We start from the raw sequence: 22,000 nt of genomic DNA, 5'->3' as shown, positions 1-22,000 counted from the left end.
GCCGATCACTCGGCGTCCGGCTGCTGCGCCGGTGCCGCCTGCACAAAGGCCGGCAGCGCCATCGCCGCCGCATACACGCGCCGGATGCGTGGGTAGGGTGCCAGATCGAGTGCGAACCGGCCGGCGTTGAACACCTGCGGCACCAGGCAGATATCGGCCAGCGTCGGGGTGTCGCCATGCATGAATTGCCCGGTTTCGGGTTCGGCCAGCCGCTGTTCGATGGCGTCGAAGCCAGCGCCGATCCAGTGATTGTACCAAGCTGCGACGGCCGCTTCATCCTGGCCCAGTTTGTCCTGCAGGTAATTCAGCACGCGCAGATTGTCGATCGGGTGGATATCGCAGGCCACCATTTGCGCCAGCGCCCGTACCCGCGCCCGGCCCAACGGATCGGCAGGCAGCAATGGTGTACCGGCGACGGTCTCATCCAGATACTCGATGATCGCCAGCGACTGGGTGAGCAGCGCACCGTCCGTTGTCAGTGCCGGCACCATGCCTTGAGGATTGATGGCCAGATAGTCGGGCAGTCGCTGTTCGCCGCGCCGCAGGTGGTGGAACACCTGATCTGCGGCAAGGCCCTTGAGCGCCAGCGCGATCCGCACGCGAAACGCCGCCGACGAGCGATAATAGCCGTGCAGAACCAGGCTCATGCCGCAACCCGCCGGTTCACCCACGCGGTCCGATCATCATTCCCACTCGATGGTGCCAGGCGGTTTCGAGGTATAATCATACACTACGCGGTTGATGCCCTTCACCTCGTTGACGATGCGGGTGGCGCAACGTGTCAGGAAGCCGGCATCGAACGGATAGACATCGGCGGTCATGCCATCGACGCTGGTGACGGCGCGCAGGCCGCACACCCGATCATAGGTGCGGCCGTCGCCCATCACGCCCACGGTGCGCACCGGGAGCAGCACGGCAAAGGCCTGCCAGATCTCGTCATACAGCCCGGCCTTGCGGATTTCGTCGAGATAAACGGCATCGGCCTTGCGCAGTGTGTCACACGCCTCCTTCGTCACTTCGCCGGGGATGCGGATGGCAAGGCCGGGGCCGGGGAACGGATGGCGGCCCACAAACGCCGGTGGCAGGCCAAGCTCGACACCCAGGCGGCGCACTTCATCCTTGAACAGTTCGCGCAACGGTTCGACCAGCTTCATCTTCATGCGCTCGGGCAGGCCGCCGACATTGTGGTGGCTCTTGATCGTCACGCTGGGGCCGCCAGTGAACGATACGCTTTCGATCACATCGGGATAGAGCGTGCCCTGGGCGAGGAAATCGGCACCGCCGAGTTTTTTGGCTTCGGCGTCGAACACCTCGATGAAGGTCTTGCCGATGAACTTACGCTTGGCTTCCGGATCGGTGACGCCGGCCAGGCCATCGAGGAACAAAGCCTCGGCCTCCACATGCACCAGCGGGATATGATAATGTTCGCGGAACAGGCTGACCACCTGTTCGGCTTCGCCCAGCCGCATCAGACCATGATCGACGAACACGCAGGTGAGCTGATCGCCGATCGCTTCATGGATCAGCACCGCGGCCACCGCCGAATCGACACCGCCCGAAAGCCCGCAGATCACCCGCGCATTGCCCACCTGTTCGCGGATTTCGGCGACTTTCGCGGCGCGGAATCCGGCCATGGACCAGTTCGGCGTGACGCCGCAGACATTGATGACGAAATTCTTCAGCAGCGCCGCGCCATCGGGCGTGTGCACGACTTCCGGGTGGAACTGCACGCCATAGCGACGGGCTTCGTCGTTGGCGATCGCAGCGAAGGGCGCGCCGGCGCTGATCGCAACGGCGCGGAAGCCTGCGGGAATGGCCTCGATGCGGTCGCCGTGGCTCATCCACACCGTCGGCCGGTCGCCCTTGGCCCAGACGCCAGCGAAAAAGCTGCAATCATCGACGATCTCGATCTCGGCGCGGCCGAACTCGCGATGATCGGACGCCACCACCGAACCGCCGAGCTGGTAACAAAGCGACTGTTCGCCATAGCAGATGCCGAGCAGCGGCACGTCGGCGGCCAGCACATTGTCGGGAATGCGCGGGCCATTTTCATCGCTGATATTGGCCGGGCTGCCCGACAGGATCACGCCGCGCGGTTGCATGCGGGTGTAGGCCACACCGCCCTTGGCGAACGGCACGATCTCGCAATAGACACCGGCCTCGCGGATGCGCCGGGCGATCAATTGCGTCACCTGGCTGCCGAAATCGAGGATCAGGATGGAATCATCAGGGCGGATTGGGGGCGTGGTCATCGCGAGCGCTTAAGGCGTGTCGGCAGCGCGCGCAACCACCAGCGGCGCCAACACGCTGCGCCACGCATCGGGCAGCGGCATCGGGCGGCGGGTGGTGCGATCGACATAGACATGCACGAAATGCCCCTCCGCCGCCGGCCCGTCATGGCCTTGCGTGAACAGCCCGACCTCCCAGCGCACCGAGGATGTGCCCAGCCGCGCAATCCGGATCCCGGCCTCCACGATTTGCGGGAACGCCACCGATCGCGCGTAGCGACAGCCCGACTCCACGACCAACCCGATAGGATTGCCATTGTGAATGTCGAGCAGCCCGGCTTCGATCAGCCAGGCATTCACCGCGGTATCAAACCACGAATAATAAACCACATTGTTGACATGCCCATAGGCATCATTGTCCAGCCACCGCGTCGGGATGGCGCGAAACACCGCATAGTCGGCCCTGCTCATGCCGGCCCATTTGCCAGCAAATTGTCCCGCCGCAAAGTGGCCGGCCACCGATCAATCCGCATCGGAATCTATTTGACATATGTGTCAATATTTGTGAATTCTACCATCTATCGATCACGGAGATTGTTCATGCACGCCTCAGTTCCACCGCCCAAGGGCTGGCCCCGCATCGCCAGCAGCCTCTATTATCGGGACGCCGCCGCCATGATCGACTGGCTGTGCGCGGCGTTCGGATTCGAAATCATCCTGAAGGTCGAAGGCGAAGACGGCGAGATCACCCACAGCGAGCTGCGCTTCGGTGAAAGCCTGATCATGGTGAACGGCGAGCGCATCGGCGCTGCCAACCGTTGGGGCATTGATTTCAAGAGCCCGCTGTCGGTTGGCCGCAGCAACACGCAAGGGCTGATGCTGTTCGTCGATGATGTCGAAGTTCACTGCGCCCAGGCGCGTGCCGCCGGGGCCACCATCGCCGATGAACCTTCCATCCATGATTATGGCGAGGATTATTGGACTGACCGTAGCTATGGCGCCATAGACCCCGAAGGCCATCTCTGGTGGTTCACCCAGCGCCTCAAGGGCCAGTGAATTGCCCGGCGACGGCGCCATCGATGCCAGTTTCGCTGCCCTGTCCGACAAGACACGGCGCAACGTCGTCCTGCTGTTGCGCCAGCGCCCGCACCGCGCCGGGGAACTGGCGACAGCGCTCGGCCTGCAACCAGCCCTGCTGAGCCGCCACCTGCGCCTGCTGCGCAAGGCCGGGATCATCAGCGATACGCATCCCGATCATGATGCGCGGGTGCGGCTGTACAGCCTGCGCCCCGAAGCTTTCACGACCTTGCGGGCCTGGCTCGACGAGGTCGAAGCCTTCTGGCAGGTGCAACTGACTGGCCTTGCCGAACATCTGGAGCAGGATCGTTGAGCCCCTCCTCTGCACCGGCCCCCACCACGGGCGCCGATCAGGCCCGAATCGCCATGGCGGTGCGTGGCACCCCGGAGCGTGTCTTCGCCGCCTTCACCCAGGAAATCGACCGCTGGTGGCAGCGCGGCCCTCGCTTTCGCAACCTCCCCGGCGACCGTGGCATCATCTGCCTCGAGCCCGGCATCGACGGCCGCGTCTTTGAATCGATCACGGGCGACGGCGTGGAATCGGTCTTCGAAATCGGCCGCATCACCCACTGGGACCCGCCGCACGCCCTCGCCTTCAACTGGCGCGGCAGCAATTTCGCGGCCGGAGAGATCACCCTGGTCAGCGTCAGCTTCGTCGCCAATGGCAGCACCACCCTGGTCACCGTCACCCACAGCGGCTGGCGCGACATCCGCCCCGACCATCCGGCCCGCCACCAGCAACCCCCGCGCGATTTTCTCGCCGGCCTCGGCCGCTGGTGGGCCGATCAACTGCGCAGCTTTGCCATCCGCTGAGCTGAATCAGCCAGACCGCCGCTGCCCCCTTGTCGGGCCTTTATTTCGATGATACACGAATTATCGAAATGAGGAGTCTGCCATGAAGCGCCTGCACCTGCACATCAGCGTTGCCGAGCTGGAACCCGCCATCGCCTTTTACTCCACCCTGTTCGGCAGCCCGCCCAGCGTCACCAAAGCTGATTATGCCAAATGGCTGCTCGATGATCCCAGGGTCAACCTCGCCATCTCCTCGCGCGCCCGCGCCGTCGGAGTCGATCATGTCGGCATCCAGGTCGAAACCGCCGACGAGCTGGCCGACATTGCTGGCCGCCTGAAAGCGGCCGGTGCTGCCACCTTCGATCAGGCCGCGACCACCTGCTGCTATGCCAAATCCGACAAGAGCTGGGTCACCGATCCAGCCGGCGTGCGTTGGGAAAGCTTTTTCACCCACGGCGAATCCACGGCCTATGGCGAAGACGAAATCCTGCCGGCCGCCAGCTCCGCCTGCTGCTGATGCAGGCTACGGCTGCCATTGAAACCCTGTCGGCGTTGGCCCACGCCAGCCGCCTTGCCGCGTTCCGCGCGCTGGTGCGTGCCGGGCCGGACGGGCTATCGGCCGGCGCGCTGGCCAGCGATGTCGGCGCCCTGCCCAACACGCTATCCACCCATCTGGCCATTCTCGAACGCGCCGGTCTTGTCGGTTCGCGGCGCGCCGGCCGGTCGATCATCTATACGGCGCAATTTGATCACATGCGCGCCCTGCTTGCCTTCCTGATGGCCGATTGCTGCGCCGGTCGCCAGGAATTCTGCGACGTGCTGCCCACCCTCACGGCCGAACCGGAGACCTGCCCATGACCGACGCCCGCGCCGTCGCTGCCGAACTGGTCGGCACCGCCTTGCTGCTCGCCATCATCGTCGGTTCCGGTCTGATGGCCGATCGCCTGGCCGCCGATAATGCCGGGGTGGCGCTGTTGGCCGACATGGTGGCGATCGGTGCCGGATTGATCGTGCTGATCCACATGTTCGGCCCGATCAGCGGCGCGCATTTCAATCCGGCGGTCACGCTGATGGCCGTCGCCCGCCGCGAACTGCCGACCGGCACCGCCCTTGCCTTTCTTGCCGTGCAGTTCATCGGTGCCGTTGCCGGGGTCTGGCTGGCCCATGCCATGTTCGACCAGCCGATCGTGCAAGTTTCCGCCACATCCCGCGCTGGCCTTGGCCCTGGCATTGCCGAAGCCGTCGCCACCTTCGGCCTGATCGGCACCATCCTCGCCGTGCAGCGCCACCGCCCGGATTTCACGCCGGCGGCCGTCGGCATCTACATCACCTCGGCCTGCTGGTTCACCGCCTCCACCAGCTTCGCCAATCCGGCGGTCACCGTGGCGCGCGCGCTCACCACCAGCTCCACCGGCATCGCCCCGTCATCGGTGCCGACCTTCCTCGCCGGTCAAGCCATCGGCACGCTCGCCGCCGTGCTGTTCTTCGGCTGGCTGCTCGCACCCGAGGCAAAGCCATGAACGATGCGTTTCCCGTCACCGTCTATCACAACCCCGATTGCGGCACGTCGCGGGGCGCGCTGGCCCTGATCGAAGCGGCCGGCCACACGCCAACCATCATCGATTATCGCAGCGTCGGCTGGACCCGCCCGCCGCTCGATCAATTGCTTGCCGCCATGGCGCTCGGCCCGCGCGCGCTGCTGCGCGAAAACGGCACACCGGCGGCAGAGCTGGGCCTGCTCGATCCCGCCACCAGCGACGAGGCCATATTGGCGGCCATGCTGGCCCACCCGATTCTGGTCAATCGCCCCATCGTCGTCACGCCCATGGGCACCAAGTTGTGCCGCCCCGCCGAAGTCGTGCTGACACTCCTCGATTCGCCACCGCCCGGCGTTACCGGCTGAACGCGGCTGGCTGAACTTGGCCGGCCCAAACGAAAAACCCCGGCCGCAAGGCCGGGGTTTTCATGTCTCATGGTGCGATGGTGGAGCCTAACGGGATCGAACCGTTGACCTCTACAATGCCATCGTAGCGCTCTCCCAGCTGAGCTAAGGCCCCCTACCAGAAATCGCACCATCATGCCCCGCGGCCGCTGTTGCCAGCAACGTTGGGAGCGGCCGATTAGGCGAAACGTGTCGGCCATGCAAGCCAAAATCGTTCGCCGCCCCGGCCGCAGCGATCAATTATCCTCTTCCTGACCTTCCGATACGACGCCCAGATCATCGTCGTCGCCAAGATCGACATCGGCATCGGCCTGGCCGGCTTCGACATCGGTGTCGAGATCCAGATCCTCGTCCACCGCAACTTCGACGTCGTCACCGGCAGCGGCCAGCGGCTTGGCCTGTTCGAACGGCGTCGTCTGCTTGGATTTCAGGATCGGTTCCGGCGCCCAGGCAAAGCCGCAGGAAATGCAGGCCACCGGATCATCCTTGCCCAGATCATAGAATCGCGTGTTGCATTTCGGGCAGGCACGCTTCGTGCCCCATTCAGGCTTGACCATATCGTCTCCGTGCAGCTGCAGTTTGGGCACCGCAGCAAATGGCAAGGGCCGGGCGGCAGACCTGCCCGGCGAAGGCAGGCGCATTGCCACAGCCGGCCCGCCCTGTCAAAGCGCGCCACATGACTCCAGCGTCCGCCGCCGCCCAACCGCTCAGCCTGTCCGCCTCTGGCCCGCTCGCCGGTACGGTAACCGTGCCAGGCGACAAATCGATCAGCCACCGCGCCATCATGCTGGGCGCGCTGGCCATCGGCGAAACCCGCATCACCGGCCTGCTGGAAGGCGAGGATGTGCTGGCCACCGCCGCCGCCATGCGGGCCATGGGCGCTGAGATCGAGCGCCGCGACGCCGGGGACTGGCGGGTGCATGGCGTCGGCGTCGGCGGTCTGCTGCAACCGCGCGCCGCGCTGGACATGGGCAACAGCGGCACCTCCACGCGACTGCTGATGGGCCTGATCGCGTCCCACCCGATCAGCGCGACGTTCATCGGCGATGCCAGCCTGTCTGGCCGGCCGATGGGCCGGGTAATCACGCCGCTGTCGTTGATGGGTGCAAGTTTCACCGCGACTCCCGGCGCAGGTGGCCGGCAGACGCTGCCGCTTACCATCACCGGTCTGTGCCCGGCGGTGGCGCTCAGCTACACGCTGCCGGTGGCGTCGGCGCAGGTGAAATCCGCCGTGCTGCTGGCCGGGCTGAACACGCCGGGCGATACAGTGGTGATCGAGCCGATCGCCACCCGCGACCACAGCGAGCGCATGCTGGCCGGATTCGGCGCGCAGCTGACCGTCAACGAATCGCCACAGGGCCGCATCATCACTTTGCAGGGCGAAGCCGAGCTGCGCCCGCAGGATATCATTGTTCCCGGCGATCCGTCATCGGCGGCCTTCCCGATGGTCGCCGCGCTGATCGTGCCCGGCAGCGACATATTGATCCGCAATGTCGGCATCAACCCGACCCGCGCCGGGCTGATCCGTGTGCTCCAGGCCATGGGCGGCGATATCAGCCTGATCGATGAACGCACCGTGGGCGGCGAACCGGTCGCCGATCTGCACGTCCGCCACAGCGCCTTGACCGGCATCGCGGTGCCGCCCGAAGGCGCGCCGAGCATGATCGATGAATATCCCATATTGTTCATCGCCGCCGCCTGCGCCAGCGGCAAGACAGTGATGCGCGGGCTGGAAGAATTGCGGGTGAAGGAGTCAGACCGCATCAGCGTGATGGCGCAGGGTCTGACCGCCTGCGGCATCGCCTGCGAAGAATTGCCCGACGGCCTGATCGTGCACGGCCAGGGCGGCGATCCGCTGCCCGGTGGCGCCACGGTGACGGCGCAGCTTGATCACCGGATCGCCATGAGCTTCGCCGTGCTCGGTCTCAACGCGCAAGCGCGCGTGACGGTGGATGATGCGCGGCCGATCGCGACCAGCTTTCCGGATTTCGTGGCGATGATGGCATCGATTGGCGCAACAGCACAGCGTTGATCGCCCGCGCTGCGCCGCCCGTGCCATAGGGCAACGCTGGCCGGGCCATCTGCGCCAGCAGCCTGGGCTCGCTCAGCACCGCCTGCACCGCCGCCACGATCTGCGCTGGATCAGTGCCGACCAGCCGGGTATTGCCGCACGCCACGCCTTCGGGGCGTTCGGTGGCGGCGCGCAGCACCAGGCACGGCAGGCCGATGGCCGGCGCCTCCTCCTGCACGCCGCCCGAATCCGTCAGCGCCAGCGCGGCGCAGCCCATCAATGCGACGAACGCCGCATAGGGCAGCGGCGGCAACAGATGGACGCCGGCCACATCGCCCAGCGTGCGATACACCGGGCCGGATACCGCCGGGCTGGGATGCACTGGCAGGATGATCTCCGCCGCCGCCGCCAGTTCGGCCAGCGCCTGCAACACGCCGCCCAGCACGACCCCCTGATTCTCGCGGCGGTGGATGGTGGCCAATATCCACGGCCGACCCTGTGGAATATCCGCCAGCGGTGCCATCGCCTGCGCCGCCAGCCCGGCATCCGCCGCCAGCCGCGCCCGCATCAGCAGCAGCGCATCGATGCCGCTGTTGCCCGTCACATGCACCTCGCCGCGCACGCCTTCCGCGGCCAGCGCCGCGGCGGCCGACATGGTGGGCGCAAAATGCAGATCGGCCATCTGCGCGATCAGCCGCCGGTGCATTTCCTCCGGGTGGGGATCATCCTGCCCGGTGCGCAAGCCAGCCTCGACATGCGCCAGCGGGACGCCGGCATAACGCGCCGCCAGCGCGCCGGCGAGCGTTGAGCTGGTGTCGCCCTGCACCACCACCATCGCCGGCCGCGCCGCGCGCAGCCGATCGGCCAACAGCGGCAGCAACTGCCCGACCAGCGCATCCGGCGTGGCGGCCATCACCCCAAGATCATGATCGGGCCGCAGCCCGAACGCTGCGAGCGATTCCGCAAACAATTCGCGGTGCTGCCCCGTCGCCACCAGCACCGGCGCCAGCCCCCGCGCCTGCAAATCCAGCATGATGGGCGCCAGCTTCACCGCCTCCGGCCGCGTGCCGGCGATGAACATCATGGGTGATTGCGCAGAATCCGGGCCGTCAACCGACATCATTCGCCCCCGCGAAGTGACTGACCCAAGTCATATGCTGGCGCATCTGGCCCACGCTGACAAGCCGCTGGCACCGACAATCGCCTTGCCCACAAACCCTTATTTGTGGCGGCGATCCTGCGCCAGCGCATGGACCTCGTGGCGCGGCTGGCGGCCCGGTTGGATGAAGCGTGAACAGGGTTGGGCGGCACCCTATCCTCCAGACAAAACGGCGCATTCCAAATCGGACATTCCCGTGTAACCTGTCGCCAACCATGGATGACGCAGGAGCTGATAGGGTGAGTGCCACAACTGGCCGGGTGAAAGACGTCGTATTTCGCTGGTTCGAGCCGGCGACGCTGGCCTTCATCCTGCTGCTGTGGAGCCTGCTGCCCGCCGAAATCGCCAGCAACCCGCTCACCATCCTGGCGGCCACGCTTGCCACGCGGGCGGTCATCCTCGGCCTGGAGTTTGTGGCAGAGCGCCATGCCGGCTGGCGGCTTAACCGCCGGGAACTGCTCACCGATCTCTTCTACCTGGTGCTGGGCTATACGGTCATCCAGGCGGTCAACAACGAGGTCATCGATGGCGGCCTGCTGGCGGCCAAGCAGCAATTGGGCATCGCCACCCCCGGCCTGATGCAGCTGCCGCTGGCAGTGCAGGCGCTGCTGATCCTGTTCATCATCGAGTTCGGCCAATATTGGCTGCACCGCGGCATGCACAATATGCGCCCGCTTTGGCTGCTGCACGCGCCGCACCACCACCTGACGCAGCTCAACGCGCTGAAGGGCGGCGTCGGCAATCCGCTGGAGCTGATCCTGGTGTTCGCCTCGGTGGTGGCGCTGTTCGATTTCTCGCTGCCGGCCTTGTTCTGCGCGGGGCATCTGATCACCGCGGTTACCTGCTTTGCCCACGCCAATGTGCGCTTCAAGCCGCCGGCCTGGTACGCCTATGTCTTCACCACCATCGCGCATCACAGCCTGCACCACAGCGTCGCCTATGACGACACACGCTGCAATTATGCCAACTCGCTGATCATCCTCGACCGCCTGTTCGGCACGTTCCGGGTGGGCGAGACCGACACCGTCGGCCAGGGCGAACGCCGCCGCCTGAGCATCCGCGAACAATGGCTGTTCCCGGTGCTGCCGAGCCTGAACGGCGCCAACGAACGGCCGGGCGTGCCGGCGGCGTGACTGCGTGGCTTGGCCGCGCCAACGATCGTTCGCCCTGCGGCAGTCGGCCCTTGCCAGAAGGTTACAGCCCGGCGATGAGTTGGCGCGATGAGCGGGGGCACCACAACACAAGCAAGCACGACGCCCGCTGCGGCGAGCGTGTTCCTGTCGTACAGCCGGCAGGATCTTGAACTGGCCGGCAAACTCGCGGCGCGCCTGAAGGCGGGGGGTCACCTTGTGTGGTGGGATCAGGCGATTGCTTCGGGCGAAACCTATGATCAGGTGACCGAGGCCGCCCTGCGCGGCGCGGCCTGTGTGGTGGTGCTGTGGACGCCTAATTCGGTGACCTCGCGGTGGGTGCGCTCCGAAGCGACCGTCGCGCTGCAACAGGGCACGCTGCTGCCGGTGATGCTGGCGGATTGCCAGCGCCCGGTGATGTTCGAACTGTCGCAGAGCCGCGACCTCACCGGCTGGACCGGCAACGCCCGCGATCCGCGGCTGAAGGCGTTGATCGACGATGTCGGCCGGATGGTGGCACTAGCTTCGCAAGCCGCAACGCCCGGTGCCGCGGCCACATCCAATCCAGCACCACAGCGCCCGGATCGTCGTCTCGCTATCGGCGGCGGCATCGCGGCCCTGGCGCTTGGCGGCGGCGGCCTGGCCTGGTGGCAATTGCGGCGGGCATCCGCCGTTGCAACCGACACTGCGGCGTCCGGCCCAGCCACCTCGCTGATGGTGATGCCGTTCGAAAACCAGTCGGGCGATCCTGAACAGGCCTGGTTCGCCAACGGCATAGCCGAAGAAATCCGCTCAACCCTGGCCCAGCTGCCCGGCCTGAAGGTGATTGGCCGGGTTTCTTCAGAGCGGTTCCGCGACGCGCCCGATCTTACTGGTGCGGCGCGCCAGCTCGGTGCCACGGCCATTCTTACCGGCAGTGTCCGGCGCAGCGGCGACACGCTGCGGGTCTCCGCCCAGCTCAGCGATGTGGCCAGCGGCGATGAACGCTGGTCACAACGCTATGACCGCAATTCCGGCGATCTTCTGAAGATACAGAGCGAGATCGCCACCGCCGTCGCGATCGCGCTGCGGGTGCGGCTGCGGTTCGACGAGTTTCTGAAAGACGTCGACGGCACCAGAAATCCCGAAGCGCATGAGATATATCTGCGGTCAATCCAGCTGCCGATCAACGATAACGAAGCCGATCAGCGCCTGAAACTGGCCTTGATGGACCAGTCGCTCGTCGCCGATCCCCAGTTCGCCCGCGGGTGGGCCAACAAGGGCAACCTGCTGCAACGGCTTGCCGGCCTGTCCACCGACATCGCCGAAGTTCGCCAACTCAACAAGGAGGCAAATGCCTGCGTGGAGCGCGCCATCCGGCTGCAACCCGCCTCCGGCTATGCGCACAGCATATTGGCTAGCCTGCTTGGCGCAGATCTGAATATGGCGGGCAGCGTTCGTGCCGCGGAAGCCGCGTTTCGCCTGTCGCCGAAGGATGCCGGGACCGTCGGCAATGCCGGGCTCGCCATATCCCGGGTTTATCCGATTCGCGGTCTCGCCATCATCGAAACCGCGCAACTGCTCGACCCGTTCGCGTCAACTTACCTTGGCAACATCGGTCTGACATTGCTGGGGCTCGGCCGCCGCGACGCCGCCACCAGCATGTCCGAGAAGGCGTTTTCGCTTTCGAAGGGCGTGGTCGGCGGCGAAGGTCTGGCGCAGGTTCAACTACTGCGCGGCGACGCGGCCGCGGCGCGCCGCAGCATTGCCGGGATCGCCGACGGGGTGCGCAAGCTGTCGATCCTTGCCGCAGCGGACAGTATCGACAAGCGCGACAGCGGTGCGCGGCGCCGCCTTGAAGCGATGCACCCGGGAATTTCCGGCGCGGCGCTGGCCGGAGCCTATGCCATGGGCAGCGATCGTGCGGCGGCGCTGGCCATGCTGGACCGTGCCCATGCCGCGCGCTGCTACGCATTGAACAACATGCTGCGCAACCCCTTCTACGACAGCTTGCGCGGTGAACCTCGTTTTCGCGCGGTGCTGGCGCAAATCTTTCCCGCCGATGCCGTCGCGGCGGACGCCCGCCGCCGCGCGCTCGCCTGACGCCCCCTTGCCCCACCCCCACCCGCCCGCTACCCCCGCCGCGTGACCACCACCCCTCCCCTCGTGATCGCCGTCGACGGCCCCGCCGCCAGCGGCAAGGGCACCATCGCCAAGGCGCTGGCCGCCCATTATGCCCTACCGTTCATGGACACCGGCAAATTGTATCGCGCCTGCGGGCTGGCGGTGCGGCTGGCCGGACATGATCCCTATGATGCCGATGCCGCCGCCGACGCCGCGCGGCACATCGACACCAGATTGCTCGATGATCCCGATCTGATGAGCGCGCTGAACAGCGATTATGCCTCGATCGTTTCCAGCCATGCACCGGTGCGCGCTGCGCTGTTCGAAACACAGCGGGCCTTTGCCCAACAGCCGGGCGGCGCCGTGCTGGATGGCCGCGATATCGGCACGGTCATTGCGCCCGAAGCCCCGGCCAAATTGTTCGTCACCGCCGCGCCGGAAATTCGCGCCCAGCGCCGCCATGCCGAACAGGCGGCGCGCGGTGCGCCGCACACGCTGGCGGATGTGCTCGCCGATATCCAGGCGCGCGATGCACGCGATTCGGGGCGCTCGGCCGCGCCGCTTGTCCGCGCGGCCGATGCTGCCTTGCTTGATACCAGCAATCTCAGTATAGCCGCGGCCGTTGCAGCTGCGATTGCACTTGTTGAAAGTGCGATTGCAAGCAACGGCCGCTGACCAGCGCCGCCCCGGCAGGAGACCCGAACGGTCCTTGCGCGGGCGTTTCCGGTTTTCGGTCAATACCCAAAGGAGCGGCCGGCATGGTGCCACCGCGACGGCGATGAACGACGGGCAATGGTGCCACGTCGATGGGTTTGATGGCGCAGGTTCGCGCTGTCCCGGCCCATGAATACAAGGTGTTTTACTGTCTATGGCGACGTCTGCCCAACCGACCCGCGATGATTTTGCCGCGATGCTCGATGCCATGCTTGGCAAGAATCAAAGTTTCGAAGGCCGCGTTGTCCGCGGTGTCGTCACGGCGATCGAAAATGAATTTGCCGTCATCGATGTCGGCCTGAAGAGCGAAGGCCGCATTCCGCTGCGCGAGTTCGCCGACCTCACTGGCAAGGTCGAGCTGAACGCCGGCGATGAAGTCGAAGTGTTCGTCGATCGCGTCGAAAACGCCAATGGCGAAGCGATGCTGAGCCGCGACCGCGCCCGCCGCGAAGCCAGCTGGGATGCGCTCGAAAACAAATTTGCCGCCGGTGAGCGCGTTGAAGGCGTGATCTTCGGCCGCGTGAAGGGTGGCTTCACCGTCGATCTCGGCGGCGCTGTCGCCTTCCTGCCCGGCAGCCAGGTCGATATCCGCCCGGTGCGCGATGTCACCCCGCTGATGAACCTGCCGCAGCCGTTCCAGGTGCTGAAGATGGACCGCAAGCGCGGCAACATCGTCGTGTCGCGCCGCTCGATCCTCGAAGAATCGCGCGCCGAAGCCCGCACCGGCCTGATCAGCAGCCTGGCCGAAGGCCAGATCGTTGACGGCACCGTGAAGAACATCACCGATTATGGTGCGTTCGTTGATCTGGGCGGCATCGATGGCCTGCTGCACGTCACCGACATGAGCTACAAGCGCGTCAACCACCCGTCTGAAGTGCTGAACATCGGCGATGTGCTGCGCGTGCAGATCGTGCGCATCAACCGCGACACCCAGCGCATCAGCCTGGGCATGAAGCAGCTGGAAGCCGATCCGTGGACGACGGCCGCTGCCAAATACGCCGTGGAAACCCGCCACAAGGGCCGCGTTACCAACATCACCGAATATGGCGCCTTCGTCGAACTCGAAGCCGGCATCGAAGGCCTGGTGCACGTGTCCGAAATGTCGTGGGTCAAGAAGAACGTCCACCCCGGCAAGATCGTTTCGACCAGCCAGGAAGTCGAAGTCATCGTTCTGGAAGTCGATGAAGAAAAGCGCCGCATCAGCCTGGGCCTCAAGCAGGCCCAGCGCAATCCGTGGGAAGTCTTTGCCGAAACCCATCCGGTGGGCAGCATCGTCGAAGGCGAAGTGAAGAACGCCACCGAGTTCGGCCTGTTCATCGGCCTGGATGGCGACGTCGACGGCATGGTGCACATGAGCGACATCGCCTGGGGCATGACCGGCGAAGGCGCCCTGTCACGCCACCACAAGGGCGAGCGCGTCTCGGCCCGCGTGCTGGAAGTGGACATCGAGAAGGAGCGCATCAGCCTGGGCATCAAGCAGCTCGATGAGACCGCTCCCGGCCCGGTGGTGCGCAACAACACCGGCGCCGATTGGAAGAAGAATGACGTGGTGACCGCCACCGTCGTCATCGCCCGCGACGGCGGCCTGGATGTGCAGATCGGCGAAGATGGCCCGGTGGTGTTCATCAAGCGCGGCGATCTCAGCCGTGACCGCGACGAGCAGAAGGCCGAACGCTTCCAGCCCGGCCAAAAGGTCGACACGATGGTCGTCGGCTTCGAAAAGGGCCGCAAGCCGATGCTCAGCATCAAGGCGCTGCAGATCAGCGAAGAAAAGGAAGCTGTCGCGCAGTTCGGCACGTCGGATTCGGGGGCCACGCTCGGCAATATCCTGGGCGCCGCCTTCAACAAGGCCCGCGAAGACGCCGAGAAGAACTGATCTTCTTGGGGCTTCCCGCAACAAAGATGCCCCGGCGGGCGACCGCCGGGGCTTTCTTGTGGGCCCGGCGCCCGGCACGCCGGAATATGTGACACCATGGTTGCATTTTTTCCGTTCACACCTTGACCGGCAGCCCGGTTGCAATAAGCTTCGTCCATAAAATCAAGGGGTGGCGCGCGTGCGCCAAGCGGGGAACAGCAGCATGATCCGGTCTGAACTGGTTGCCGTCATCGCCGAAGCGAATCCGCATCTCACCATCCGGGATGTAGAACAGATTGTAGGCACCGTGTTTGACGAGATCACCGATGCCTTGGCGCAAGGCCGGCGCGTGGAATTGCGCGGCTTCGGCGCCTTTTCCACCCGCGCCCGCGATGCCCGCACCGGGCGCAACCCGCGCACTGGCGATGCGGTGAAGGTGGATGCCAAGCGCGTCCCGTATTTCAAGCCTGGCAAGGAATTGCGGGAACGGCTGAACGGCTGACATGTCGATCGGTACCGGCCAAGGGCGATCGGCACGCGGGCCTTGCTGAAGGCGCGCATTGATGCGGGCGTGGCGGAACCGGTAGACGCAGCGGACTTAAAATCCGCTTTCCCCTGGAAGTGCGGGTTCGAGTCCCGCCGCCCGCACCACCTTTAATAGGCGCGGCTATAGCGCCGACCCGCGGGCCCGCTTTCGCCGCGCCAGGCAGAAGAAGGCGCGGCAATGGCGCCAAGCCTGCCCTTTTGTCGCTCCGCAAAGGCTTGCCGGGGTCCCACAGGTGTATTCCCCATTGCCGTCATTGCCGCATTGCCTTGCATAAAATCGCACGAACGCCGATTATGACAGGCAAGCAATCGTGTGCTGTGAATGATTCTGCCGATTGCATGTGCCGTGTTAAGCAGACATGGTGCCATATTGCGTTTATATTGCCACCGTTGCGGCTGGCTGAGGAATGATGATGTCCGACGGGAATGCCTGGATCGAAATCGTGCTGCTGGCGATGCTGGCTGCGTTCATCGGTCTGCGGCTGGTGTCCGTGCTCGGCAAGCGCACCGGGCAGGAACGGCCGATCGGGGACAGTTTTCGCCCCACTGCCGAAGTCGTGCCGGCCCCGCGCCGGGAAGCCGATCGCCCGGTGCGCGGCCGCCTGGTGCTGCCCGCCGGCACCGATGCTGCGCTGCGCCCAATCCTCGAAGATATTGCCGCGGCCGATATCGGATTCGCGCCGGAAAAATTCCTCGATGGCGCGCGCTTTGCCTATGGCATGATCCTGGAAGCCTTCTGGGCCGGCAATCTCGGCTCGCTGCATGGCCTCGCCTCCGACGAAGTGCTCGACAATCTGGGTGCGGCCATCGATGCCCGCGGGAGCACACGGCTGGGCAACACTTTGGTGGCCATCGATGCCGCCATCATCCACGGCGCCGATCTGGTCGGCACCATGATCGAGATGACGGTGCGGTTTTCGGCTCGGGTGGCGACCGCCGACGGCGAAACCGAAAGCCATGATCTTTGGACGTTCAGCCGGCTGGCTGGCAGCCCCGATCCGGCCTGGGTGCTGATCGCCACCGACAATGAAGCCGACAGCAGCGACATGCTGCCTGACCATCTCGACTGATCACCGGCCGCAAGGCAGGGTGAAGGGATGATGCGCCAGTCCATCGCGCTGGCCGCGCTGCTGCTGCTTGCCGCCTGCGCCGGCAAACGCGAGCGGCCGGCGACCCCACCGGCGCCGCCCGCCATGCCAGCGGCGGCTGCACCGGCGGCGACCGCTGCGCCGTCCCGCGCTGTAGATGCCGGTGCGACCCGCGCTGCGCAGCCCACCCTGCCCGATGCGGTGGCGGCACTCGCCGCCTTCCGCCGGTCCTGCCCTGCTCTGCTGCGCCGCGAGGATCTGTCCGGCCTCACCACTGCTGCAGATTGGCAGGCGGCCTGCGCGGCCGCCGCCACAGTCGCGCCCGGCGCCGAAGCCGGATTTTTCCAGCAATATTTCACCGCCGTCACCGTGGCCGGCGGGGATGGCTTTGCCACCGGCTATTATGAACCCGAAATCGCCGCCAGCCGCACCCGCGCGCCGGGCTATGACGTGCCGATCTATCGCCGGCCGCCAGATCTGATCGATGTGCCGCTGGGCGATTTCGCCGCCAGCCTGAAGGGTCGCACCGTGCGCGGCCGGGTGCAGGGCAACCGGCTGGTGCCCTATGCCAGCCGCGCCGAGATCAGCGCCGGCGCGCTCGCTGGCCGCGGCCTCGAACTGGCCTGGGCGGCCGACGCTTACGAAGCGTTTTTCCTGGAAATCCAGGGCAGCGGCCGCCTGCGCCTGCCCGATGGCGAGGTGCTGCGCATCGGTTATGACGGCCAGAATGGCCGCGACTATCTGGCGATCGGCCGGCTGCTGATCGAACAGGGGCGGTTGGAGCGCGGCAAGGCCGGCATGGCGCAGATCCTGGCCTGGCTGCGCGCCAACCCGGCCGAAGCGCCCGCCGTGCTCAACGCCAATGGCTCGAAGATCTTTTTCCGGATCCTGACCGGCGAAGGGCCGATCGGCGCGCTGAATGTGCCGGTCACGCCGCGGGTGAGCGTCGCCGCCGATCCGGCCTTCATCCCGCTGGGGGCGCCACTGCTGGTGGAAACCGTGCTGACCCGTAGCGGCGCGGCCTTTACCGCGCTGATGGTGGCGCAGGATACCGGTGGGGCGATCAAGGGCGCCAACCGCATCGATATCTTCCTCGGCGCCGGTGCTGACGCCGCGGCCACCGCGGGCGCACAATCCGCGCCGGCGCGCATCATCCTGCTGATCCCCACTGCCGCTGCCGCGCGCTTGCAGCCCTGATGCGCCGCTTGACCGCCCACGAACGCGCGTTGTGGGCGCGGGTGGCAGCCAGCGTGAAGCCCCTGCCCGGTCGCGAGGTGCCGAAATTACCGGCTGCGCCCGCGCCAGCGGTCATCGTCGAGCCGCCACCTGCCGCCAAGACCCCGACAAGCCCTTCGCGGCGCTCGCCGCCGGCAATATCCGCCAAACCAAAACCCGCCCACCCGCTCGGCGCGACGCTGGATGGCAGTTGGGATCGGCAAATCGCCCGTGGCCGGCTGGCGCCCGATCGCATCGTCGATCTGCACGGCCACACGCTGGCCACCGCGCACGGTGTTTTGGCCAGCGCGGTTTTGGCCGGTGATGGCGCGCGCGTCATATTGGTCATCACCGGCAAGGGCCGCCCGGATCGCCCGGCGCGCATTCGCGACGAGCTGATGCACTGGCTGGATCGCCCCGATCTGCGCCCGCACGTCGCTTCGCTGCGCGGCGCCCACCCGCGCCATGGCGGCGGCGGCGCATTCTATATCATTTTGCGACGCCCCAAGTAGATTCCCCTATCGCGAAGGGCAGTCGGCGCGCACATCTGCAGTCCGTATAGGGCGCTACGCAGGAGAATGAGCATGAGCGAAGATGTGGTGCTGGTCGGCCGGGACGGCCCGGTGGCGATCGTCACCCTGAACCGGCCGCAGGCAATGAACGCGCTCAGTGCCGCGCTGCGCCGCGCGCTCGCCGCCAGCTTCTGCGATCTGGAGGCTGACGACAGTGTGCGCGCCATCGTGCTGACCGGCGCCGGCACCCGCGCTTTCACAGCAGGGCTCGATCTGAAGGAACTGGGCCAACAGGGTCTCGGTGCCGCCAACGCCGAAGGGCCGGAGGACAATCCGGTGAAGGCCATCGAACAGACCGGCAAGCCGGTGATCGGCGCCATCAACGGCGTGGCCATCACGGGCGGCTTCGAGGTGGCGCTGGCCTGCGACGTGCTGATCGCATCGGAAAACGCCCGCTTCGCCGATACGCACGCGCGCGTGGGCATCATGCCGGGCTGGGGGCTCAGCCAGAAACTCTCCCGCCTGATCGGGCCCTATCGCGCCCGCGAACTGTCCCTGTCGGGCAACTTCCTCGATGCCACCACCGCCGAGCGCTGGGGGCTGGTGAACCGGGTCGTGGCGGCGGACGAACTGCTGCCGGCCGCCATCAAACTGGCGCACGACATGGCCAGCATCGCACCGGAATTTGCCCGGGCCTACAAGCGCCTGATCGGCGACGGCTATGAACTGCCGTTCGGCGAGGCGATGGCGCTGGAGAACAGCCGCTCCACCGCTGCCAACGCCCGCGTGTCGGCCGCCGAAGTCGAAGCCGCCCGCGCGGTGGTGCAGGAACGAGGACGCAGCCAATGACATCGATGCCTTTTCCCGGCTTCAACAGTGCCACAATCGACGACATGCTGGTCAATCCGGCCGCCTATGCCGACGAAACCATCCACGCGGCCTATACCGCACTGCGCCGCGACGATCCGGTGCACTGGACCCAGCCCACCGGCTTCCGCCCCTTTTGGTCGATCACGCGGCACGCCGATATCGTGGCGATTTCCAAGGCCAATGATCGCTTCATCAACCGCGAACGCACCTATATCTCGCCGATCGAGGCCGAAGAGTGGGTGAAGACCACCACCGGTGACACGCATCTGTTCCGCACGCTGGTTGATCTGGATGATCCGCTGCACATGAAATTGCGGCGCATCACCAACACCTGGTTCATGCCGCAGAATCTGCGCGCGCTCGAACCGCGCATCGCCGGCATCGCCAAGGCGCATGTCGATCATATGGCGGCGCTGGGGGAGACATGCGATTTCGTGAACGAGGTCGCCCTCTGGTATCCGCTGCGGGTGATCATGATGATCCTGGGCCTGCCAGACGCGGATGAAAACCGCATGCTGCAGATGACGCAGGAGATTTTCGGCCCGCAGGACCCGGATGTCGTGGCGCGCAGTCGCATCATCACGCAAGGTTTGGGCGGCGCCGAGGCCACCGGCAATCCCCAGGTCGATCTGTTCGCGCTGGTGCAACAATTCTTCGCCTATTTCGGTGAGGTGATCCAGGATCGCCGTGCCAATCCGCGCGACGATCTGGCCACGGTGATCGCGCAAGGCACGGTGGATGGCGAACCCATCGGCCTGCTCGAAGCGGTGAGCTACTACGCCATCACCGTCACCGCCGGCCATGACACCACCAGCAGCAGCGCATCGGGCGGCCTGTTGCAGTTGATCCGCAACCCCGCCGAGATGGCCAAGCTGAAGGCTGATCCGGCGCTGATCCCCGGCGCCGTCGAAGAAATGATCCGCTGGGTGACGCCGGTGAAGCATTTCATGCGCACCTGCACCGCCGATACCGAAATCGGCGGCAAGACGATCAAGGCCGGTGAAGCAGTCGCGCTCTTCTATTGGTCGGGCAACCGCGACGAGACGGTGTTCAACGATCCGTTCGCCTTCCGGGTGGACCGCGCCGCCAACCCGCAGACGGCGTTCGGCAATGGTGTCCACCAATGTCTCGGCCTGCATCTGGCGCGCATGGAAATCCGCGCGCTATTTGCCGAGTTGCTGCCACGGCTGGACGACATTGCCCTCACCGGCGAACCGCAGAACAGCATCGCCAATTTCGTTTCGGGCCTGAAGACCCTGCCGGTGCGGTACAGCCTGCGATGAGAGGCAATCCGGGGCGGTTGCGGCCCGAAACCTATCCGGCGCGGCTCGATCTGCCGACGCGCTTTGGTGACATGGATGCCAACGGCCACCTCAACAATGTTGCCATCGCGCAATTGTTCGAAGAGGCGCGCGTGCAGTTCAACACCGGCACCGCGCGGCTGTTTGCGGGTCCGCGCCCGCGCTTCATGGTCGCGCATGTCGGCATCGATTATCTGGCGGAGGGCCATTATCCGGCACCCGTCGCACTGATGCTGGGCGTGTCCCACATCGGCACCAGCAGTTTCCGCATGGCGATGGCAGCGTTCCAGGCGGAGCGCTGCATTGCCCTGTCCGATGCGGTGCTGGTGGTGCGCGGGCCTGAAGGCGGCGCGGCGCCGTTGCCGGCGATCCTGCGGGAACGGCTTGAGGCGCATCGCTTGCTCGGCTAAGGCCCCCCATCCTCAAACGCTCTTTCCCCCATCCGGAGACCGACCATGGCCGATACGCTCACCCTGACCCTTGAAACCGGCGATGTCGTCATCCGCCTGCGCAATGATCTGGCCCCCGGCCATGTCGAGCGCATCGCTGGCCTTGCCAATGAAGGTTTTTATGACGGCGTGGTCTTCCACCGCGTCATCCCCGGCTTCATGGCGCAGGGCGGCTGCCCCAAGGGCACCGGCACCGGCGGTTCGAAGCTGCCCGATCTGAAGGCGGAATTTTCGGCCGAACCGCATGTGCGCGGCGTCTGCTCGATGGCCCGCACCAGCGCGCCGAACAGCGCCAACAGCCAGTTCTTCATCTGCTTCGATGACGCCCGCTTCCTCGATCGCCAATACACGGTGTGGGGCGAAGTGACGTCGGGCATGGAACATATCGATGCCCTGCCCAAGGGCGAACCGCCGCGCAGCCCCGGCAAGATCATCACCGCGCGCGCTGCGTAAGCGGGGCGGGCGCCCCTGCTGAGCGGCAGGGGCGCACATTACGATACAAGAACCAAGTCATGCTGGCGCAGGCCAGCATCCATCGTGCCGCCGGGCCCTTGCCCCACCGTGGATGCTGGCCTGCGCCAGCATGACTTGCTCTGTTTTGTGAAGGCGCCGCTTCAAAGCGACAGATCAACCGTCACCACATCGCCCTCCCCCACAGCTTCCTTCTTGCGCACCGCCGCCTTCACCGGCAGCAGATAGCCGCCGACATCCTTGGATGGGAACACCGACGTCTGCCACTGCGTGCCGCCCAGCCGCACCTTCACATACACCGATCCCCACGCCGCCGTGCGCCCCGGCGCTGCTGCCCGGATGCCATCCGCCACCGCGCCGGTGATGGTCAGGAAATGCCACGACACCGGGCTGGGCTTGCCGTCCTGCGCCTTCCCCTTCCAGATCCACAGCGGCCCGGAAAAGCTCCAGCTGCGCCCCGTCGGCAATTCATGGCCGAGTTCCTCGCGCAGGAAGCGGATCAGTTCCGGATCGAGGTCAGCATCCATGGCCGGCAGG

General features: G+C 65.9%; 26 protein-coding genes and 2 tRNA genes. 21 read left to right on the top strand and 7 right to left on the bottom strand.

Annotation, left to right across the window (positions count from 1 at the left end; genetic code table 11):
- Positions 1-5: 5 nt before the first annotated feature.
- From maiA to AC6UUM_RS06830, 3 genes are read right to left on the bottom strand one after another with little or no spacing between them, the layout of a single operon-like run.
- Entirely contained in the window at positions 6-647 is a 642-nt protein-coding gene (gene maiA, locus AC6UUM_RS06840; protein WP_500804579.1) for a maleylacetoacetate isomerase, read from the bottom strand.
- A gap of 36 nt (positions 648-683) precedes the next feature.
- Entirely contained in the window at positions 684-2,252 is a 1,569-nt protein-coding gene (guaA, locus tag AC6UUM_RS06835; protein ID WP_500804578.1) for a glutamine-hydrolyzing GMP synthase, read from the bottom strand.
- 9 nt (positions 2,253-2,261) lie between these two features.
- Positions 2,262-2,699 carry an acyl-CoA thioesterase gene (locus AC6UUM_RS06830; protein WP_500804577.1) on the bottom strand — a complete coding sequence of 146 codons (438 nt, stop codon included), beginning with the start codon at positions 2,697-2,699 and terminating at the stop codon, positions 2,262-2,264.
- Between the two features lie 129 nt (positions 2,700-2,828).
- Here AC6UUM_RS06830 and AC6UUM_RS06825 point away from each other — a divergent pair, with 129 nt between their 5' ends.
- From AC6UUM_RS06825 to arsC, 7 genes are all read left to right on the top strand, one after another.
- Positions 2,829-3,284 (top strand): VOC family protein, encoded by a 456-nt coding sequence (locus AC6UUM_RS06825; RefSeq protein ID WP_500804576.1) that lies wholly within the window; start codon positions 2,829-2,831, stop codon positions 3,282-3,284.
- A gap of 1 nt (position 3,285) precedes the next feature.
- Positions 3,286-3,618 (top strand): ArsR/SmtB family transcription factor, encoded by a 333-nt coding sequence (locus tag AC6UUM_RS06820; protein ID WP_500804575.1) that lies wholly within the window; start codon positions 3,286-3,288, stop codon positions 3,616-3,618.
- Positions 3,615-4,118: an SRPBCC domain-containing protein gene (locus tag AC6UUM_RS06815; protein WP_500804574.1), complete on the top strand. Its 504-nt coding sequence runs from the start codon at positions 3,615-3,617 to the stop codon at positions 4,116-4,118. Before AC6UUM_RS06820 ends, AC6UUM_RS06815 begins: the two co-directional genes overlap by 4 nt.
- Positions 4,119-4,200: 82 nt before the next feature.
- The gene (locus AC6UUM_RS06810) at positions 4,201-4,614 is read left to right on the top strand and encodes an ArsI/CadI family heavy metal resistance metalloenzyme (protein ID WP_500804573.1); all 414 of its coding nucleotides are present in this window, start codon (positions 4,201-4,203) and stop codon (positions 4,612-4,614) included.
- Positions 4,614-4,955, top strand: a complete 342-nt coding sequence (locus AC6UUM_RS06805; RefSeq protein WP_500804572.1) for an ArsR/SmtB family transcription factor — start codon at positions 4,614-4,616, stop codon at positions 4,953-4,955. Before AC6UUM_RS06810 ends, AC6UUM_RS06805 begins: the two co-directional genes overlap by 1 nt.
- A complete protein-coding gene (locus AC6UUM_RS06800; protein ID WP_500804571.1) occupies positions 4,952-5,617 on the top strand; it encodes an aquaporin in 666 nt (221 codons plus the stop codon). Before AC6UUM_RS06805 ends, AC6UUM_RS06800 begins: the two co-directional genes overlap by 4 nt.
- Entirely contained in the window at positions 5,614-6,000 is a 387-nt protein-coding gene (gene arsC / locus AC6UUM_RS06795; RefSeq protein WP_500804570.1) for an arsenate reductase (glutaredoxin), read from the top strand. The genes AC6UUM_RS06800 and arsC overlap by 4 nt, the downstream gene beginning before the upstream one ends.
- A 78-nt stretch (positions 6,001-6,078) precedes the next feature.
- On the opposite strand, the gene AC6UUM_RS06790 is transcribed toward arsC, so the two are convergent.
- Positions 6,079-6,154, bottom strand: a tRNA-Ala gene (locus AC6UUM_RS06790).
- A 121-nt stretch (positions 6,155-6,275) separates the two neighbouring features.
- Positions 6,276-6,596 carry a TIGR02300 family protein gene (locus tag AC6UUM_RS06785; RefSeq protein WP_500804569.1) on the bottom strand — a complete coding sequence of 107 codons (321 nt, stop codon included), beginning with the start codon at positions 6,594-6,596 and terminating at the stop codon, positions 6,276-6,278.
- A gap of 119 nt (positions 6,597-6,715) precedes the next feature.
- Between AC6UUM_RS06785 and aroA the strand changes: the two genes are divergently transcribed.
- Entirely contained in the window at positions 6,716-8,071 is a 1,356-nt protein-coding gene (gene aroA, locus AC6UUM_RS06780; protein WP_500804568.1) for a 3-phosphoshikimate 1-carboxyvinyltransferase, read from the top strand.
- Here the strand turns inward: aroA and wecB are convergent.
- A complete protein-coding gene (gene wecB, locus AC6UUM_RS06775) occupies positions 7,965-9,134 on the bottom strand; it encodes a non-hydrolyzing UDP-N-acetylglucosamine 2-epimerase (RefSeq protein ID WP_500804567.1) in 1,170 nt (389 codons plus the stop codon). The two genes, aroA and wecB, sit on opposite strands and share 107 nt — an antisense overlap.
- Positions 9,135-9,448: 314 nt before the next feature.
- Here wecB and AC6UUM_RS06770 point away from each other — a divergent pair, with 314 nt between their 5' ends.
- The 13 genes from AC6UUM_RS06770 to AC6UUM_RS06710 all read left to right on the top strand — a co-directional run bounded on the left by AC6UUM_RS06770 (position 9,449) and on the right by AC6UUM_RS06710 (position 21,445).
- Complete coding sequence (locus tag AC6UUM_RS06770; RefSeq protein WP_500804566.1) at positions 9,449-10,342, top strand: sterol desaturase family protein; 894 nt, start codon at positions 9,449-9,451, stop codon at positions 10,340-10,342.
- Between the two features lie 87 nt (positions 10,343-10,429).
- Complete coding sequence (locus AC6UUM_RS06765) at positions 10,430-12,421, top strand: TIR domain-containing protein (RefSeq protein WP_500804565.1); 1,992 nt, start codon at positions 10,430-10,432, stop codon at positions 12,419-12,421.
- 42 nt (positions 12,422-12,463) lie between these two features.
- Positions 12,464-13,117, top strand: a complete 654-nt coding sequence (gene cmk, locus AC6UUM_RS06760; protein ID WP_500804564.1) for a (d)CMP kinase — start codon at positions 12,464-12,466, stop codon at positions 13,115-13,117.
- A gap of 193 nt (positions 13,118-13,310) precedes the next feature.
- Positions 13,311-15,032 carry a 30S ribosomal protein S1 gene (gene rpsA, locus AC6UUM_RS06755; protein WP_500804563.1) on the top strand — a complete coding sequence of 574 codons (1,722 nt, stop codon included), beginning with the start codon at positions 13,311-13,313 and terminating at the stop codon, positions 15,030-15,032.
- A gap of 202 nt (positions 15,033-15,234) precedes the next feature.
- Positions 15,235-15,513, top strand: coding sequence for an integration host factor subunit beta (gene ihfB, locus AC6UUM_RS06750; RefSeq protein WP_500804562.1), 279 nt, complete (start codon positions 15,235-15,237; stop codon positions 15,511-15,513).
- A 63-nt stretch (positions 15,514-15,576) separates the two neighbouring features.
- Positions 15,577-15,662, top strand: a tRNA-Leu gene (locus AC6UUM_RS06745).
- 302 nt (positions 15,663-15,964) lie between these two features.
- Positions 15,965-16,627: a Tim44/TimA family putative adaptor protein gene (locus AC6UUM_RS06740; RefSeq protein WP_500804561.1), complete on the top strand. Its 663-nt coding sequence runs from the start codon at positions 15,965-15,967 to the stop codon at positions 16,625-16,627.
- A 27-nt stretch (positions 16,628-16,654) separates the two neighbouring features.
- The gene (gene mltA, locus AC6UUM_RS06735) at positions 16,655-17,842 is read left to right on the top strand and encodes a murein transglycosylase A (protein ID WP_500804560.1); all 1,188 of its coding nucleotides are present in this window, start codon (positions 16,655-16,657) and stop codon (positions 17,840-17,842) included.
- Positions 17,842-18,372, top strand: a complete 531-nt coding sequence (locus AC6UUM_RS06730; RefSeq protein ID WP_500804559.1) for a Smr/MutS family protein — start codon at positions 17,842-17,844, stop codon at positions 18,370-18,372. Before mltA ends, AC6UUM_RS06730 begins: the two co-directional genes overlap by 1 nt.
- Before the next feature lie 72 nt (positions 18,373-18,444).
- The gene (locus AC6UUM_RS06725; protein ID WP_500804558.1) at positions 18,445-19,221 is read left to right on the top strand and encodes an enoyl-CoA hydratase; all 777 of its coding nucleotides are present in this window, start codon (positions 18,445-18,447) and stop codon (positions 19,219-19,221) included.
- Positions 19,218-20,525, top strand: a complete 1,308-nt coding sequence (locus tag AC6UUM_RS06720) for a cytochrome P450 (protein WP_500804557.1) — start codon at positions 19,218-19,220, stop codon at positions 20,523-20,525. The genes AC6UUM_RS06725 and AC6UUM_RS06720 overlap by 4 nt, the downstream gene beginning before the upstream one ends.
- The gene (locus AC6UUM_RS06715) at positions 20,522-20,953 is read left to right on the top strand and encodes an acyl-CoA thioesterase (protein WP_500804556.1); all 432 of its coding nucleotides are present in this window, start codon (positions 20,522-20,524) and stop codon (positions 20,951-20,953) included. Before AC6UUM_RS06720 ends, AC6UUM_RS06715 begins: the two co-directional genes overlap by 4 nt.
- 45 nt (positions 20,954-20,998) lie before the next feature.
- Complete coding sequence (locus AC6UUM_RS06710; RefSeq protein ID WP_353200077.1) at positions 20,999-21,445, top strand: peptidylprolyl isomerase; 447 nt, start codon at positions 20,999-21,001, stop codon at positions 21,443-21,445.
- Between the two features lie 161 nt (positions 21,446-21,606).
- On the opposite strand, the gene AC6UUM_RS06705 is transcribed toward AC6UUM_RS06710, so the two are convergent.
- Positions 21,607-21,990, bottom strand: coding sequence for a DUF1905 domain-containing protein (locus tag AC6UUM_RS06705; RefSeq protein ID WP_500804555.1), 384 nt, complete (start codon positions 21,988-21,990; stop codon positions 21,607-21,609).
- Positions 21,991-22,000: the final 10 nt, after the last annotated feature.

The sequence above is a fragment of the Sandarakinorhabdus sp. genome, assembly GCF_987265915.1.
The sequence above is the reverse complement of the archived record's forward strand: the minus strand, read 5'-3'. Positions and strand labels throughout refer to the sequence as shown.

Bases quoted from the DNA above. Each gene is read 5' to 3' on its own strand.
- maiA (WP_500804579.1), bottom strand. From the start codon at position 647: ATGAGCCTGGTTCTGCACGGCTATTATCGCTCGTCGGCGGCGTTTCGC.
- guaA (WP_500804578.1), bottom strand. From the start codon at position 2,252: ATGACCACGCCCCCAATCCGCCCTGATGATTCCATCCTGATCCTCGAT.
- AC6UUM_RS06830 (WP_500804577.1), bottom strand. From the start codon at position 2,699: ATGAGCAGGGCCGACTATGCGGTGTTTCGCGCCATCCCGACGCGGTGG.
- AC6UUM_RS06825 (WP_500804576.1), top strand. From the start codon at position 2,829: ATGCACGCCTCAGTTCCACCGCCCAAGGGCTGGCCCCGCATCGCCAGC.
- AC6UUM_RS06810 (WP_500804573.1), top strand. From the start codon at position 4,201: ATGAAGCGCCTGCACCTGCACATCAGCGTTGCCGAGCTGGAACCCGCC.
- AC6UUM_RS06805 (WP_500804572.1), top strand. From the start codon at position 4,614: ATGCAGGCTACGGCTGCCATTGAAACCCTGTCGGCGTTGGCCCACGCC.
- AC6UUM_RS06800 (WP_500804571.1), top strand. From the start codon at position 4,952: ATGACCGACGCCCGCGCCGTCGCTGCCGAACTGGTCGGCACCGCCTTG.
- arsC (WP_500804570.1), top strand. From the start codon at position 5,614: ATGAACGATGCGTTTCCCGTCACCGTCTATCACAACCCCGATTGCGGC.
- AC6UUM_RS06785 (WP_500804569.1), bottom strand. From the start codon at position 6,596: ATGGTCAAGCCTGAATGGGGCACGAAGCGTGCCTGCCCGAAATGCAAC.
- aroA (WP_500804568.1), top strand. From the start codon at position 6,716: ATGACTCCAGCGTCCGCCGCCGCCCAACCGCTCAGCCTGTCCGCCTCT.
- wecB (WP_500804567.1), bottom strand. From the start codon at position 9,134: ATGATGTTCATCGCCGGCACGCGGCCGGAGGCGGTGAAGCTGGCGCCC.
- AC6UUM_RS06765 (WP_500804565.1), top strand. From the start codon at position 10,430: ATGAGCGGGGGCACCACAACACAAGCAAGCACGACGCCCGCTGCGGCG.
- rpsA (WP_500804563.1), top strand. From the start codon at position 13,311: ATGGCGACGTCTGCCCAACCGACCCGCGATGATTTTGCCGCGATGCTC.
- ihfB (WP_500804562.1), top strand. From the start codon at position 15,235: ATGATCCGGTCTGAACTGGTTGCCGTCATCGCCGAAGCGAATCCGCAT.
- AC6UUM_RS06740 (WP_500804561.1), top strand. From the start codon at position 15,965: ATGATGATGTCCGACGGGAATGCCTGGATCGAAATCGTGCTGCTGGCG.
- mltA (WP_500804560.1), top strand. From the start codon at position 16,655: ATGATGCGCCAGTCCATCGCGCTGGCCGCGCTGCTGCTGCTTGCCGCC.
- AC6UUM_RS06730 (WP_500804559.1), top strand. From the start codon at position 17,842: ATGCGCCGCTTGACCGCCCACGAACGCGCGTTGTGGGCGCGGGTGGCA.
- AC6UUM_RS06725 (WP_500804558.1), top strand. From the start codon at position 18,445: ATGAGCGAAGATGTGGTGCTGGTCGGCCGGGACGGCCCGGTGGCGATC.
- AC6UUM_RS06720 (WP_500804557.1), top strand. From the start codon at position 19,218: ATGACATCGATGCCTTTTCCCGGCTTCAACAGTGCCACAATCGACGAC.
- AC6UUM_RS06715 (WP_500804556.1), top strand. From the start codon at position 20,522: ATGAGAGGCAATCCGGGGCGGTTGCGGCCCGAAACCTATCCGGCGCGG.
- AC6UUM_RS06710 (WP_353200077.1), top strand. From the start codon at position 20,999: ATGGCCGATACGCTCACCCTGACCCTTGAAACCGGCGATGTCGTCATC.
- AC6UUM_RS06705 (WP_500804555.1), bottom strand. From the start codon at position 21,990: ATGGATGCTGACCTCGATCCGGAACTGATCCGCTTCCTGCGCGAGGAA.